This is a genomic window from Bacteroides luti, from assembly GCF_900128905.1.
Lineage (GTDB): Bacteria > Bacteroidota > Bacteroidia > Bacteroidales > Bacteroidaceae > Bacteroides > Bacteroides luti.
On the sequence record NZ_FQTV01000013.1, the window covers coordinates 37983 to 52517 of the forward strand.

At 34.4% G+C, this 14535-nt stretch carries 11 protein-coding genes and 1 other RNA gene; 8 read left to right on the forward strand and 4 right to left on the reverse strand.

The window, feature by feature from the left end; translation table 11 throughout:
- Window positions 1–13: 13 nt before the first annotated feature.
- Together zwf and pgl are read left to right on the forward strand one after the other, a co-directional pair.
- Window positions 14–1540: a glucose-6-phosphate dehydrogenase gene (gene zwf / locus BUC21_RS12125; RefSeq protein WP_073402775.1), complete on the forward strand. Its 1527-nt coding sequence runs from the start codon at window positions 14–16 to the stop codon at window positions 1538–1540.
- 9 nt (window positions 1541–1549) lie between these two features.
- Window positions 1550–2245: a 6-phosphogluconolactonase gene (pgl, locus tag BUC21_RS12130; RefSeq protein ID WP_083547698.1), complete on the forward strand. Its 696-nt coding sequence runs from the start codon at window positions 1550–1552 to the stop codon at window positions 2243–2245.
- Window positions 2246–2329: 84 nt separating this feature from the next.
- Here pgl and BUC21_RS12135 read toward each other — a convergent pair whose 3' ends face one another.
- Both BUC21_RS12135 and BUC21_RS12140 read right to left on the reverse strand, forming a co-directional pair.
- Complete coding sequence (locus tag BUC21_RS12135) at window positions 2330–2668, reverse strand: DUF4907 domain-containing protein (protein WP_073402777.1); 339 nt, start codon at window positions 2666–2668, stop codon at window positions 2330–2332.
- A complete protein-coding gene (locus tag BUC21_RS12140; protein WP_139261424.1) occupies window positions 2649–3674 on the reverse strand; it encodes a Kelch repeat-containing protein in 1026 nt (341 codons plus the stop codon). The genes BUC21_RS12135 and BUC21_RS12140 overlap by 20 nt, the downstream gene beginning before the upstream one ends.
- Before the next feature lie 282 nt (window positions 3675–3956).
- Here BUC21_RS12140 and BUC21_RS12145 point away from each other — a divergent pair, with 282 nt between their 5' ends.
- Window positions 3957–5276 (forward strand): DUF4270 family protein, encoded by a 1320-nt coding sequence (locus BUC21_RS12145; RefSeq protein ID WP_073402779.1) that lies wholly within the window; start codon window positions 3957–3959, stop codon window positions 5274–5276.
- A gap of 106 nt (window positions 5277–5382) precedes the next feature.
- Complete coding sequence (locus BUC21_RS12150) at window positions 5383–6498, forward strand: BamG family beta-barrel-assembly machinery protein (protein ID WP_083547699.1); 1116 nt, start codon at window positions 5383–5385, stop codon at window positions 6496–6498.
- A 10-nt stretch (window positions 6499–6508) separates the two neighbouring features.
- Here the strand turns inward: BUC21_RS12150 and BUC21_RS12155 are convergent, their stop codons facing one another.
- Both BUC21_RS12155 and rnpB read right to left on the reverse strand, forming a co-directional pair.
- A complete protein-coding gene (locus BUC21_RS12155) occupies window positions 6509–7828 on the reverse strand; it encodes a YihY/virulence factor BrkB family protein (RefSeq protein WP_073402783.1) in 1320 nt (439 codons plus the stop codon).
- 38 nt (window positions 7829–7866) lie between these two features.
- Window positions 7867–8233, reverse strand: an RNA gene (gene rnpB, locus BUC21_RS12160) — RNase P RNA component class A.
- 789 nt (window positions 8234–9022) lie between these two features.
- Between rnpB and BUC21_RS12165 the strand changes: the two genes are divergently transcribed.
- The 4 genes from BUC21_RS12165 to BUC21_RS12180 all read left to right on the forward strand — a co-directional run bounded on the left by BUC21_RS12165 (window position 9023) and on the right by BUC21_RS12180 (window position 14427).
- Window positions 9023–10219: a C40 family peptidase gene (locus BUC21_RS12165; protein ID WP_073402921.1), complete on the forward strand. Its 1197-nt coding sequence runs from the start codon at window positions 9023–9025 to the stop codon at window positions 10217–10219.
- A 12-nt stretch (window positions 10220–10231) separates the two neighbouring features.
- Window positions 10232–11386, forward strand: a complete 1155-nt coding sequence (locus BUC21_RS12170) for a dipeptide epimerase (protein WP_073402785.1) — start codon at window positions 10232–10234, stop codon at window positions 11384–11386.
- A 4-nt stretch (window positions 11387–11390) separates the two neighbouring features.
- Window positions 11391–12716, forward strand: coding sequence for a transglutaminase-like domain-containing protein (locus BUC21_RS12175; RefSeq protein ID WP_073402788.1), 1326 nt, complete (start codon window positions 11391–11393; stop codon window positions 12714–12716).
- A gap of 211 nt (window positions 12717–12927) precedes the next feature.
- On the forward strand, window positions 12928–14427 hold the full coding sequence (locus BUC21_RS12180) for a Do family serine endopeptidase (protein WP_073402790.1): 1500 nt from the start codon (window positions 12928–12930) through the stop codon (window positions 14425–14427).
- The last annotated feature ends 108 nt before the right edge of the window (window positions 14428–14535 follow it).

Genomic DNA, 14535 nt, shown 5'->3' on the forward strand with positions numbered 1-14535 from the left:
TAAATGTTGAGCTATGGATAAACCTAAGAGTATGATAATGGTTATTTTTGGAGCATCAGGTGACTTGACTCGTCGTAAATTGATGCCTGCTCTTTATTTGTTGTATAAACTCAAAAAACTACCAGTAAATTTTGCAGTTTTAGGTGTTGCACGCACTCAATATACGGATGAAGAGTATCGTGAACGTATTAATTTACAGTTGCATCGTTTTTTAAAAGCTGAAGATTTAAATGAATCTCTGATTGATTCTTTTGTTAATATGTTGCATTATTTTTCAATGGATCCGTCTAATCCTAACGACTATTTGCATTTACAACCCAAACTTTTGGAACTTGATACTAAGATCGAAAGTGGAGAGCATTATCTATATTATCTTGCAACTCCACCTTCATTATATGGAGTTATTCCTCAGTATTTAAAGAATGTAGGATTGAATTTGGATAAAGGTGTGAGGGGGAAGAAGCGTATTGTTGTTGAAAAACCTTTTGGATATAATCTTGATTCAGCTCTAGAACTTAATAATGTTTATTATAAGGATGCATTTCGGGAAGATCAAATTTTTCGAATAGATCATTATTTAGGAAAAGAGACTGTACAAAATATTATGGCTCTTCGTTTTGCCAATAGTATTTTCGAACCTGTATGGAATAGAAATTATATTGATCATATTGAAATTACCGCTGTAGAAAATATGGGAGTTGAACAAAGAGGAGGGTATTTTGATGAGACGGGTACTTTACGTGATATGGTTCAAAATCATCTTATTCAACTAGTAGCCATTACTGCTATGGAACCTCCTATGGCTTTTAATGAAGATAGTTTTCGTGATGAGGTGGCTAAAGTATATCAATCTCTAACACCATTAACTGAAAAAGATATGCATGAGCATATTGTTCGTGGACAATACGTAGCTTCAGAAAACAAAAAGGGATATCGTGAAGAAAAGGATGTAGATCCATTATCCAGAACTGAAACTTATGTTGCCATGAAACTGGGTATTAGTAATTGGCGATGGAATAGTGTACCATTTTATATTCGTACAGGAAAGCAAATGCCGACTAAGGTTAGTGAAATCATTGTCCACTTCAAGCCTACTCCTTTTTTGTTATTTAATTGCTCGGATAAACAATGTCCTACAGCGAATCAGTTAATTATTCGTATTTTGCCAGATGAAGGGATAGTACTGAAGTTTACAATGAAAGTACCTGGAGCAGGATTTGAAGTAAAGCAAGTTGCTATGGATTTTAGCTATAAAAGTTTAGGTTCTCTTCCTTCAGAAGATGCTTATGTTCGCCTTATTGAAGATTGTATGATAGGAGATCCAACATTATTTACTCGAAGTGATGCTGTAGAAGCAAGTTGGAGGTTTTTTACACCTGTACTGAATTTTTGGGAAACACATCCTGAAATACCAGTCTATGGTTATCCAGCTGGAACTTGGGGGCCTAAAGAATCTGAAGCTATGATGCAGGAACATGGAGTACAGTGGATTAATCCTTGTAAAAACTTAACAAATACTGATTTGTATTGTGAACTTTAATAATTTGAAATGATAAAAGTAAATAGTTTCTCTTCTTCTCTGGAAGCGGCTCATGCCTTAACAAGAGCTATTTTGTATCAGATAAATATTTCTGGTACAAAAAACTTTCATTTGGCAATATCAGGTGGAACTACTCCTGTTGGGTTGTTTCGACTTTGGGCTGAAGATTATAAAAACACTATACCTTGGAGTAGAATACATCTTTATTGGGTAGATGAACGATGTGTTCCTCCCGAGAGTCCTGATAGCAATTATGGAATGACTAAACGCGTATTACTTGATAAAGTCACAATTCCTATTATGCAAATTCACCCTATTCATGGAGAAGATACTCCTGAAATAGAAGCAAAGCGGTATTCTTTTTTAGTAGAAAATTTATTAATAAAGGAGAATTTGTGTCCAGTTTTTGATTGTATTCTCTTGGGAATAGGTACTGATGGACATACCTCTTCTTTATTTACTGGCCAGAATAATTTATTAAATTCGCCTGAAATTTATGCTGTAAGTATTCATCCTCAAACAAGACAAAAACGCATAGCTTTAACAGGTTTGCCAATTCTTCATGCAAAGAAGGTTTTCTTTTATGCTTTAGGCAAGAATAAATCAGATATTTTAAAAGAGGTAATTAAAGGTAATGATAACTATCCTGCAGGTTATATTGTATCTAGGATAGCTGATTCAGAATTGTTCACAGATATTCTATAACCGTATAAAAAAGAATATTCCCCGTACCTGACCTCTGTCAGACGGGGAATATACAAAAACTAAACTAGACTTAACTAAACTAAACTATTCTATATTGAGTTCTCGCAACTCCTTAACTGAAACGGAAAAATCCGTGTGATTTTTGACGCGTTTTAGAACTAATTCTCCAACTTTTTGTGCGTCTTCCCGGCTTTTAAAAGCTTTCTCTTCAGAAATAGCCGGAATAAATGGTTGATCGATCAATATTCGATTTCCCTCTTTTATTTGATAACCATATCCGCCTTTCACACTTACAACTTCTAATAATATTTCTTTTCGATTCTTAGACGAATCTTTTGATTTAACTATAGAAAAAATAGTAAGAATGGCGAGTATACTTATAATTGTATAAAGAATTATATTCTTAGTCTTCTTCTTTTTCATATGGTAATAATTCCCACATATCGTCAAAATACAGACTGCTACTACCTCCTGTTACAACAAATCCTTTTGTTCCAGTTGAGAATCCAACAGCACCAGCACGAGCCGATCCTTTAAATGGAGTGTAGTCATCGTCGCTATCTCCTGACCAAAGATCTGTAGCAGGATCATAGATCCAATAATCTGTTTTAAGTGAACCAGATGTACCTGTAGTCAAAAAGGCTTTGCCGTCGATGACAAATGTCACAGCTCTTTCACGAGCAATACCTGCATAATTATCATCATAATCTTCTTTATCATTGTTATCAGCAATGTCTCTTAAAGCAGTCCAAGTTCCTTTTGATGGATCAAATTTCCAGAAGTCATCACAGTAAGAACCGTTAGATTGACCACCTACTACATAAGCAATATTGTTAATTACGAATGCACTACCTCCACGGCGTTTTTGTCCACTAAAGCTATTCATTCCGTTAGTGCCATCCATAATTTCCCATTTGTCATTTACAGGATCGTAACGATAAAAATCTTTCAAATAGTTTTTATCATATCCAGTACCTACATAACCATAATTCCCAATTGAGAATGATAATGCATAATATCTGCCCGAACCTGCGAAATCAGCTTTCTGTGTCCATTTATTTGATGTTGGATCATATTCCCATGTATCTTTTAGATATGTATTCCCATTGTATCCAGTGGTAATATAACCTTTACCATTTACAGAAAAACCTACAGCAGCGTTTCTTGCAGCACTTTCAGGTAAACTAGCTCTCTGAGTCCAGCTGTTTGATGATACATTGTATCTCCAAAGGTCGTTTAAACGTTCGTCACCATCGTATCCGCAACAAACATATCCGTCTCCATCAATCATAAATGAAGCGGCATCATTTCTTGCCACGCCATCAAAATCAGAACGTTGTTCCCATACACCTTGAGTATATGTGCTCTCGCTAGTGCAAGAAGAGAAAGTCAAAGCGGCGAAACAACTTATCAATAATAGTTTTTTCATCTTTTTTAAATACAATAATACATTCATAATGTTGTTAATTCTATATTTATTTCTGCGGCCAAAAGTAGTTTCATCGATACTCTTAAACAAAATTAATCGACGAAATGGGAAATTTTATCGTCAAATCGAATAATATTATCGATAAAAGACGTAAATTGCGAACGTTTTCACAAATAGGAATAATTTATACTATTATGGGTGAAATAACCTGTTTGGTCGATTGTATTTTATTTATATAGGTTTTGCTATTTTTTTTGCACTAAAATACTTTTAGAAGTGAATATGAAAAAGATACTTTTTTTGATTTCGTTACTTTCGTTACTGTTTTGTATATCTTGTCGAAATGAGTCATCAACTTTAGGAGAAGAGTGGGTTGACAGTGATTTGAAAAATGTTATGACAGATACTTGTACAGTGAGATTAAGTACAGTTTTCCTGGATTCCATTAATACATCGAATAAGAATGTTGCTCAACTAGGTTATTACAGTGATGACACATGGGGGAAAATATCAGCCTCTGCTTATATTGAATATTCTCCGGCAACTTTTACTCCTAATGAAAAATACACATATAGATTTGACTCTCTTACTATTTCTATGAAATGTAATGGAGATTATTTAGGTGATACACTTTCACAAGTAAAAGTTCATTTGCATGAGTTGACAGAGAACTTGGTTTTAGATACATATACAAAGTATTTATATAGTAATTCTTCTTTCTCTTATAATCCAGAGCCATTTTCTACTATAAAAATACAACCAACTCCTAAAGCAAAGAAGACTTTAGAGTATAGACTTTCTGATGATTTAGGGAAAACGTGGTTTAATAAAATATTATCAAAATCTGATGATTTTAAAAATTCAGATGACTTTAGGCATTATTTTAAAGGTATTGCTTTTGTCCCAGACGAGGCTAGCAATAAGTCTATTATGGGATTTGGAATAAGTGATTCCAGTATGTATATTACTTTATATTATCATGAAATTGGTCAAGAATCAGTTAAGGGCACTGTTAAATTTGTTCCTACTACTCCTAATTTTAATAAAGTAAAGCATGATCGTACAGGTACTCCACTTCAGAATTTTAATCATAAATTAACTGAAATAGTTTCTGACAAAATGTCTAATATGTCTTATGTTCAGGGCTTAACAGGATTATATACGAAAATTGAGTTTCCCTACTTAAATAATTTGTTAGAGGCAGGAAAAATGGTTAGCATTGAATCAGCAAAGCTTTTTTTATACCCTGTAAAGGGATCTTATGGGCTTAATAATCCTTTGCCGTCTTCTTTAGCTCTTTATCAATCTAATGAAAACAATGTTACAGAAGATCAGATAAAAGATTTATTGGGATCTTCAGTTCAAACAGGTAGTCTTATAACTGACGATGCACTTCATGAAAATACATATTATTCTTTTGATGTTACAAGCTTTTTGCAGAGTAATTTAGGAAAGGTTGGTTATAATATAAAGAATCTGCAACTTGTTTTACCTGAAAGTAAGATAAATACATCTTACCAAAGTGTTATCTTTGGCGATATGAAGCATCCTCAAAGTAATGTGAAGTTGTCTGTTCTTTATAAGGTTTATAAAACGAATTAATATTGAATTAATAAAAATGAATACTTCTAGAATACTTTTATTTTCTTTATTTATATCTCTTTTTCTCAATGTCTCTGCGCAAAATAGTACGAATTCTCCTTCTTCGATGTTTGGTATAGGCGATATTACTGTTGGAGAAGCTGGAAAGTATGTTGGTATGGGTGGAGTTGGGATAGCTCTTCGTTCTGATAATTTTCTAAATGGTTTAAATCCGTCTGCTTTAACTGCGATGGATAGTGCAAAGTTTGTTTACGAAGCTGGAGCTAATGTCTCATTTGAAAAATATACAACTAGAGGAAGAAGCTCATCTTCTGTTACCGGTAACATTCGTAATTTGGGTATTGGTTTTAGAGTTATACCTTCATGGTATGCTGCTGCTGGTTTAGCTCCCCTTAGTAGTATGGGATATGCTATTACTGTTGATCAACCAGTTGAAGGAACAGAAGGAACTATTTCTTCTTTGTTTGAAGGAAATGGTGGATTGTCAAAAGTGTACTTATCTAACGCATTTAAATTTTCAAAGAATTTTTCTTTAGGGTTTAATCTTTCTTATATAATGGGTAGCACAACTCAGTCTGAAGTGCAAGGAAATACATCAATTAAAGATATTTCTTACAAAAAAGCATTTTATGCAGATTTCGGTTTGCAATATAATATTGCTTTGAATAAAAAATGGAATATGAACTTTGGTGGTGTGTATGGTTATAAACAACAATTAAGTCTTAATAACGATCGAACTGTAATTAATTCATCGAGTAGTGAGACCTTGACAGAGAAATTACATCCAAAATCTCAATTCTTGCCACAATACTTTGGAGGTGGTATTGCTTTAAATAATAAAAGGTTGACATTATCAGCTGATTATAAATTTACTCAGTGGTCTGTGATGGTATCTGATAATTCATCTGTTTCGTATTGTGATCAGCACGCCCTTAATATAGGAGCAGATTTGCTTTCTGGTGAGTCTTTCACTAACCCATGGCATTATATGATCGGGGCTGGAGTTTCAAATTCCTACGTTGTTCTTAAAAATAAGAAACCTATGAACTATCACGTTAGTGCTGGTTTAGGTATTCCTGTAATGACTGGTAATTTGGTTTCTTTTGGAGTTAAATATGAGAGTCAGGCTGGAGCAGGTACGAATGTTCAAAAGAATCAAATGTTTTCATTCTTCTTAAACTTGACATTTGCAGAGCGAACTCCTCGTTCAAAAATATATTAAAACATAGACTTTAAAGGTCTTTTAATAGAATCGCGCAGTTTTGCATTTTGGCAAAATTGCGCGTTTCTATTAATGTTTGCCAATGATTTTCAAACTCATGATCTTTATCAATCTTAAAATCTTCCGAACCATTAGTGTCTATTCGATTGAGAAGTAGTTCGATATTAATTTTATTTATATCAATTGATGGCTGAAATAAAATATTTTCGCTTTTTGTATCTTCAGCAACCTCATGGATTAGATTTATTTCTTGTAGAAGACTCAGAATTTGATGAGTCAGTTTAATTGGTATTTTATATTCCAAAGATATTTCTTCTGCGCTGTATGGTTTTTCTCCTTTTTCAAACCGCTTACAGATTAATGACATAATAAGTATTGAAATAAAATCTCTATATCTTCTGCTTATATTTTTAGTGTCTTTTTCGAAGTTAAAGTTTTTGATATTTTGACCTGCGTATGTAAGTTCTGCTCCGAAAAGTATAATTGTCCATGAAATCTGAAGCCATAATATAAAGAGCGGTATTGCTGCAAAGCTACCATAAATTGCATTGTATTTTGTTACAGATATCTGTCCGCTAATATATAGAAACTGAAAAGCTTGATAAGCTGTTCCGGCAATAATTCCAGAAAATAGGGCGTGTTTGAATTTAACTTTGGTGTTCGGTATAAAAATAAAAAGCGCTGTAAACATAAGCCAGGTTAGTGCGAATGGAATAGTTCTCACTAAAAACTTTAAAATAGGAGCAAGCATAACAAAGCTTTCCATGCTTTTTAGCATTGTACTCGTAAAAATGGAGAGACCTCCCGATACAACGATTAATATAGGTAAAAGCAAAAACATTGAAAAGTAATCCGTGATTTTTCTATATAATGTTCGTTGTTTTTTTACTTGCCAGATATTATTAAATGTAAGTTCTATATTGGCAGTTAAATTAACAACAGTCCAAAGTAAGAGGACTAAACCTACCCCTACAAATATTCCACTTTTTGTTTGTTTTAAGTAAGAATCAACAAAACCCAGTATAGTTCCAGTTGCTGTTTCCTGACTGCTTAAACTGCTTCTTATCTGTTCCTCCATCATATTGTCAAATCCAAATCCACGGGCTATGGCAAATAAAATAGCTAAAAGAGGAACTATTGAAAGAAGTGTGCTGTATGTTAGTGCAGAAGCTTTGTCGGTTAAACGATCTGTAGTAAAACGACGTACTGCGAGAATTATCGTTTTTACAATATTATAGAGAGAAAATTTTGTATGAGTTACTTCTGCTTCTGAAACCCGCCAGATGTCATAAGTAATAAAATTGAAGAATGCTTTTATTTTCTTATTCATAGCTTTAATCCGTAGTTATCAAAGTTCATAAAAAAGAAAAAAGCAGTCGACCTATAAGCCGAGTTCTGTTCTTTAAATGTAAACAAATAAAGCGTTTGTCATTTATCTGGACTTAATGTCACCATTAAGTTCTAGCGGTCTACCCTCCGGCTGGGGCGAGCAGCCCTCAATAGCGTCGGTTTACATGACCTTACAACTCCTAAGACGTACGGCTCCCGTGTTGCCACAAGGACCGGTAGGCTCTTACCCTGCCTTCTCACCCTTACCTCTCCGAAAAGAGGCGGTTATTTTCTTCTACGTTACTCTACCCTCGCGGACAGCTTTCTGTTAGGAAGTAGGATGCTCTATGTTGCCCGGACTTTCCTCCCGTACAAATAATGTACGTGCGACAAACCGGTCGGCTGCTTTTATTTTGCAAAAATAACGAAAATATTTGAGAAGTCAGCTCTAATCGTTTTATATTTTGCTTCATATTTATTTCTTTTTAATTCATCTCTCACTCCCTTACTGCTATTATTCAATTATTTGTAAATCAGTATTATAGGAGGTGAGGGTAGCATTCTGAACTATTACAAGAACCCTCACCAAATGGTGTTACCCTCACCTTTTCGATCTCTATTAGTCATTTTTAAATGAGAAATTTTGCTGGAATTGCATACCTTGCTCTTATTTTCTTAGTTTTCGAAATGTACGAAACAGCAAAAAATGATTCGAAAAAGTGAGGGATGCTCTGAAAAGTGATGGTTAATTGATGGTAAAGTGAGGGATGAAATTATAGGAATTACTTTTTATGAGTCAATTAATCATTTAGTTACATGCAAAGAAGTGAGGGAGTGATGGACTTTTTAAAAAAAGTCTGGCGTGAGTTTTTAAAACCATTCAAGAATAAATTTCAGCCATTCACTAATGGATTTTATTTATTGGGGAATAATTTGTGTAATTTGCTTTAGATAGATAATTGCAAATTGAATATTATAATTAATCATTTAATATTTTTATTAAGACCCGGGTCTCAATAGAGTTTAGACCCGGATCTAAAACATTTTAGACCCCCATCTAAAAAAGGTTTAGATGGGGGTCTAAATTAAAATGATACATCAAAAATTTAAATCTTAAAAAAACTAATAAAATGTATCTGTTAATAAAAATAATAATACCTTTGTGTATTAAGATAATCTTTTAATGCTTCTTAAAATGAAAAAACGTATACTTCTGTTTCTCATTTTATTTGCTGGAGTTGTAATGTGCAATTACACTTTTGCTAAAGACCTTCCCAAACGTATAAAAAAGGTGATAGAAACCGTTGAACAAAAGTATGCTCCTGATAGGCGGAATGTTGTTTTTGATCTTGAAGTAAAAAAGAAAAGAAAGACACTTACGTTATATGGTTCAACTTCGATACCAGAAGCGAAAGCAGAGCTTATTTCTCTATTACTCGAAAAGAAGTATAAGATTGTAGATAACTTTAGATTGTTGCCCGATAGTATTTTAGGTGATAAGGTATATGGGGTAGTAAATGTATCTGTTGCTAATCTCCGCAAGAAAGTTAGTTTTGCTAGTGAAATGATGACTCAAGCATTATTGGGTACTCCCGTGAAGATACTGCAAGAAGATGAATGGTACAGAGTACAGACTCCTGATAATTATATAACCTGGGTGAACTCATCTAGTATTATTCCTATGAATAAAACAGAGTATAATTCCTGGAATGCATCTAATAAGATTGTTGTAACGTCTCATTATGGGTTTACTTTTGAAAAACCTGATTTGAACTCTCAAACAGTATCTGATGTTGTTAGTGGCAACATGTTAAAATGTGAAGGTGAGGAGAGAGGCTTTTATAAAGTCTCATATCCTGATGGAAGAATAGCCTATTTACCAAAATCTGCAGGAATGCCAGAAAGTCAATGGGTAAATAGAGATAAGATAAATGCTGATAGCATAATAAAAACAGGGATGACATTTATGGGAATTCCTTATATGTGGGGTGGAATGTCTGCCAAAGCAATGGATTGCAGTGGTTTTGTAAAAATGGTTATGTTTCTTAATGGGATTATTCTGCCTCGTGACGCATCTCAAATGGCTTATGTAGGAGAAAGAATAGACATTAGTAATGGATTTGAAAACCTGAAGCCTGGAGATTTATTGTTTTTTGGACGAAAAGCAACCGCGGAACAAAAAGAACGAGTAATACATGTGGCTATATATATAGGTAATCAGAAATTTATTCACTCGCAAGGATATGTACATATAAGCAGCTTCAATCCGGATGATAAAGACTTTGATCAATATAATCTTAATAGATTATTAAGTGCAGGTCGAATTCTTGGTCATATTGGAACAGCGGATATCAGTACTCTTAAATCTAATCCATTTTATCAACCTCAATAATAACCAAGACTTATGAGTCAGGACAGAAGACAATTTATAAAGACAGCCGCATTAGCTGCTATCGGCTCCGGGGTAGCTATGCAAGGTGCACTAGCCGGTGAATCAATTAACTCTATTTTTTCAATTAATAAACATTCTCATTCAGGTAAGATGAAACTAACTTTTCGCCCATATGATTTAAAACTGAAACATGTTTTCACTGTTGCAACTTATTCCCGGACAACTACGCCGGATGTACAAGTAGAGATTGAATATGATGGAGTTATAGGTTACGGTGAAGCATCTATGCCTCCTTATTTGGGAGAGTCTGTAGAGTCTGTTATGGCTTTCCTTAAAAAAGTAAATCTCGAACAGTTTAATGATCCTTTCCAATTGGAAGATATATTGGCTTATGTAGATGGTGTTATGCCGGGAAATACGGCAGCGAAGGCATCTGTTGATATTGCACTTCACGATCTGGTAGGAAAATTATTAAATGCACCATGGTATAAGATATGGGGACTTGATAAAGAGAAAGCGCCTTCTACAACATATACTATTGGCATTGATACCGCAGAAGTTGTTAAAGAAAAGACACTAGAGGTTGCAGATAAATTTAATATCCTTAAAGTTAAGCTTGGACGTGAAAATGATAAAGAGATAATTAATGCTATTCGTTCAGTAAGTCAGTTGCCTATTGCTGTCGATGCAAATCAGGGCTGGAAAGATAAATATCATGCTTTGGATATGATTCAATGGCTGAAAGAACAAGGCATTGTAATGGTTGAGCAACCCATGCCGAAAGCTCAGCTTGATGATATTGCCTGGGTTACTCAACAAAGTCCACTTCCTATCTTTGCAGATGAATCTCTTCAGCGATTGAGTGATGTTGCAAAATTAAAAGGTGTTTTTACCGGTATCAATATAAAATTAATGAAATGTACCGGAATGCGCGAAGCCTGGAAGATGGTTACGTTAGGAAAAGCTTTAGGTATGAGAATTATGGTAGGATGTATGACTGAAACATCTTGTGCTGTTTCGGCAGCTGCGCAATTCTCACCTGCTGTTGATTTTGCAGATTTGGATGGTAATCTTCTTATTTCTAATGATCTCTTTAAAGGGATGGAAGTTGTAAAAGGTAAGATAACCTTAAATGATCTTCCGGGTATTGGAATAAAAAAACTATAGATGTATGAAGAAAGCATGTTGGCTGAGCTTATGTGGTATGTTTTTGTTTACAGGGTGTATTTCATATTCTGAATCTATGGCTGGTTTTGAACAAGAAAAGATGAATCGTACCCGAATTGATTTTTCTAAAAACAGAGATCAGGTCATTGATTATATTCGTAAATATATCCCCAATGTCAGTGATGAACAAATGCTTAAATGGGAAAATGAGAAATCACTTGAGTGTATGACTATTGATGGGAAAAAGATGTATTTCTATAATGCAGCACCAAATCTTTTTCGTATCAATAAAGAAGCTATTGCTATAAAAATTGCAAAAGATGGTATAACGGAAGATGGTAAAGATAGAGTGAATTCATCTCATGTGCCTTTAGTTGTGAGTGCGGTTAAGGCGAAAAAAGAAAATATTGTTCTTCCGGTAAAAATGCATGTAAAATATTCATTGACAGTTCAGTCTAATGCTGTTCCCGAAGGAGAAATAATTCGATGCTGGTTACCTTATCCTCGTACAGATCAGCCTCGCCAAACCAATCTGAAACTATTCAATACTAGTGAAAGTAAATATCTTATAGCTCCTGTTAAGTACAAGCATTCTACAATATACATGGAGAAAAAACAAGAAAAAGATAAGCCTACAACTTTTTCTGTGGAATATGAGTATACTTCATCTGCGGAATGGCATCACTTGAAGCCGGAAGATATATTGCCCTATAAAAAGAATACTTCCATATATAAGAAATATACCAGTGAAAGAGAGAAACATATTCTTTTTACTCCACGTATAAAAGAACTTGCCACACAAATAGTGGGTAATGAACAGAATCCACTTTTGAAAGTCAAGAAGATATATGAGTGGATTAATCAGATTCCATGGGCATCGGCACGGGAATATTCTACTCTTGATAATATTCCGGAATATGTGCTCGATAATAAACACGGTGATTGTGGCCAAGTGAGCTTGCTCTTTATTACCCTGGCCCGTTACTGTGGTATTCCTGCAAAGTTTCAAAGTGGATTTATGATGCATCCTGGGGGTAAGAATATGCACGATTGGGCTCAGGTTTATTTTGAAGGAGTAGGGTGGGTACCTGTTGATCAATCCTTTGGATTATTTCCTTCAAAGAATCAGGATGAAAAATATTTCTTTATGACCGGTATAGATTCATATCGTATGATTGTAAATGATGACTATTCCAATTCACTTTTTCCTGCAAAAAAATACCCTCGAAGCGAAACTGTTGATTTTCAACGTGGAGAGGTTGAGTGGAGGAAAGGTAACCTTTATTTTGATAAATGGAAATGGAATTTAGAAATTGAATATATGAAATAACTTTTGTCATCCTCTTTTTGTCACCTTTCTCATCTAACGAATGTAAATTTGTCAGTCCCTGTCGTTAAGTGCTGTTAAGTGCGTTATTTCTCTGTTAAAAGATAGCAAAAATGCATGACATGTTGAATAATTGACTGATTTTTGTTGTTAATTTAACGTCGATAAAGTTAAACACAAACGAGATATTAACAAATTTAATAGTTAGAATAATATGAAACAGAAAACGAAAAACATCTTAGGTTTAGGACTTGTGATCGCTCTCAGTTCTGGAGTTGCAGCAGTAACAACTTATTCTCTTGTTGCTCCTAAAAAAGCAAACATGGCATTTGAGGAAATGTTTCCGCAGAACCCTAATGTTCATCGTGCCAGCTTCAATGCTTCTGATGCTGCACCAGTCGATTTTACTTTTGCAGCAGAGAATTCGGTTCATGCTGTTGTTCACATAAAATCAACAATCAATGCGAAAACTACAACTGTAGATGTGCAAGATCCTTTTAGTGATTTCTTTGGAGATTTCTTCGGAAATGGTAATGGCGGACGTCAGCAAAGACAAGTGCAACAACCTCCTAAAGTTGGTATTGGTTCTGGTGTAATCATCTCAAACGATGGATATATCGTTACTAATAATCACGTAATAGATAATAGTGATATAATTACAGTGACTCTTAATGATAAACGAGAATTTAAGGCTCGATTGATTGGCGCTGATGCTGCGACAGATTTAGCTTTGATTAAAATTGAAGGAAAAGATTTCCCAACTCTTCCAGTTGGTAATTCTGATGACTTAAAGGTTGGTGAATGGGTGCTTGCTGTAGGCAATCCTTTGAATTTATCTTCTACAGTAACAGCTGGTATTGTTAGTGCAAAAGCTCGCAACCTTGGCATGGGAGGTGGAGGCATTGAATCCTTCATACAGACTGATGCTGCGATTAATCAAGGTAATAGTGGTGGCGCTTTGGTAAATACACGTGGAGAATTAGTGGGAATTAATTCGGCTATTTATTCTCCAACAGGATCTTATGCAGGTTATGGATTTGCTATTCCAACTACAATAATGAAAAAAGTGGTTGCCGACCTTAAAGAATATGGTACGGTTCAACGTGCTTTGTTAGGTGTCAGAGGTGGTGATAATAGTGCAGAACTCGCAAAGGAAAAAGATTTGGGTGTAATTAATGGAGTGTATGTTGATGAAGTTACAGATGGAGGCTCTGCTGCTGATGCTGGTTTGAAAGCAAAAGATGTTATTGTAGCTATCAATGGAAAAGATATAAAATCGATGGCTGAATTGCAGGAAACAATTACGCGTTTCACTCCGGGAACTAATATCAAGGTAAAAGTTGTTAGAGATAAAAAGGAAAAAACATTTGATGTAACTTTGAAGAACTCACAAGGAAATACCAAAGTTGTGAAAAATGCAGATATGGATATTTTGGGTGCAGCTTTCAGAGAATTACCTAATGATTTAAAAGAGCAGCTAAAACTTACTTACGGATTAGAAGTTACAGGTGTACAAGGTGGTAAAATGAAAGATGCAGGGATAACTAAAGGATTCATTATTTTAAAGGTAAATGGTCAGCCAGTTAAAACTACAGCAGAATTTGAAGATTTGTTTAAAGCAGCTACACAGTCGCCAGAGCAAGTGCTCTTTATGACTGGAATGTTTCCTTCAGGAAAGCGTGCTAATTACGCTGTTGATCTATCAACGAAATAGTATAAACTTAAAAATATAGGCTATTTACACAGATTTGAAATGATTTTATTAAATTATGAACAAATCTGTGTAATCTTCGTTTTTATACTATAAAAAAATAAAATAGCT

What these genes read in the sequence shown, in the direction of transcription:
- zwf (WP_073402775.1), top strand. Translation starts at nt 14, where the DNA reads ATGGATAAACCTAAGAGTATGATAATGGTTATTTTTGGAGCATCAGGT.
- pgl (WP_083547698.1), top strand. Translation starts at nt 1,550, where the DNA reads ATGATAAAAGTAAATAGTTTCTCTTCTTCTCTGGAAGCGGCTCATGCC.
- BUC21_RS12135 (WP_073402777.1), bottom strand. Translation starts at nt 2,668, where the DNA reads ATGAAAAAGAAGAAGACTAAGAATATAATTCTTTATACAATTATAAGT.
- BUC21_RS12140 (WP_139261424.1), bottom strand. Translation starts at nt 3,674, where the DNA reads ATGAAAAAACTATTATTGATAAGTTGTTTCGCCGCTTTGACTTTCTCT.
- BUC21_RS12145 (WP_073402779.1), top strand. Translation starts at nt 3,957, where the DNA reads ATGAAAAAGATACTTTTTTTGATTTCGTTACTTTCGTTACTGTTTTGT.
- BUC21_RS12150 (WP_083547699.1), top strand. Translation starts at nt 5,383, where the DNA reads ATGTTTGGTATAGGCGATATTACTGTTGGAGAAGCTGGAAAGTATGTT.
- BUC21_RS12155 (WP_073402783.1), bottom strand. Translation starts at nt 7,828, where the DNA reads ATGAATAAGAAAATAAAAGCATTCTTCAATTTTATTACTTATGACATC.
- BUC21_RS12165 (WP_073402921.1), top strand. Translation starts at nt 9,023, where the DNA reads ATGAAAAAACGTATACTTCTGTTTCTCATTTTATTTGCTGGAGTTGTA.
- BUC21_RS12170 (WP_073402785.1), top strand. Translation starts at nt 10,232, where the DNA reads ATGAGTCAGGACAGAAGACAATTTATAAAGACAGCCGCATTAGCTGCT.
- BUC21_RS12175 (WP_073402788.1), top strand. Translation starts at nt 11,391, where the DNA reads ATGAAGAAAGCATGTTGGCTGAGCTTATGTGGTATGTTTTTGTTTACA.
- BUC21_RS12180 (WP_073402790.1), top strand. Translation starts at nt 12,928, where the DNA reads ATGAAACAGAAAACGAAAAACATCTTAGGTTTAGGACTTGTGATCGCT.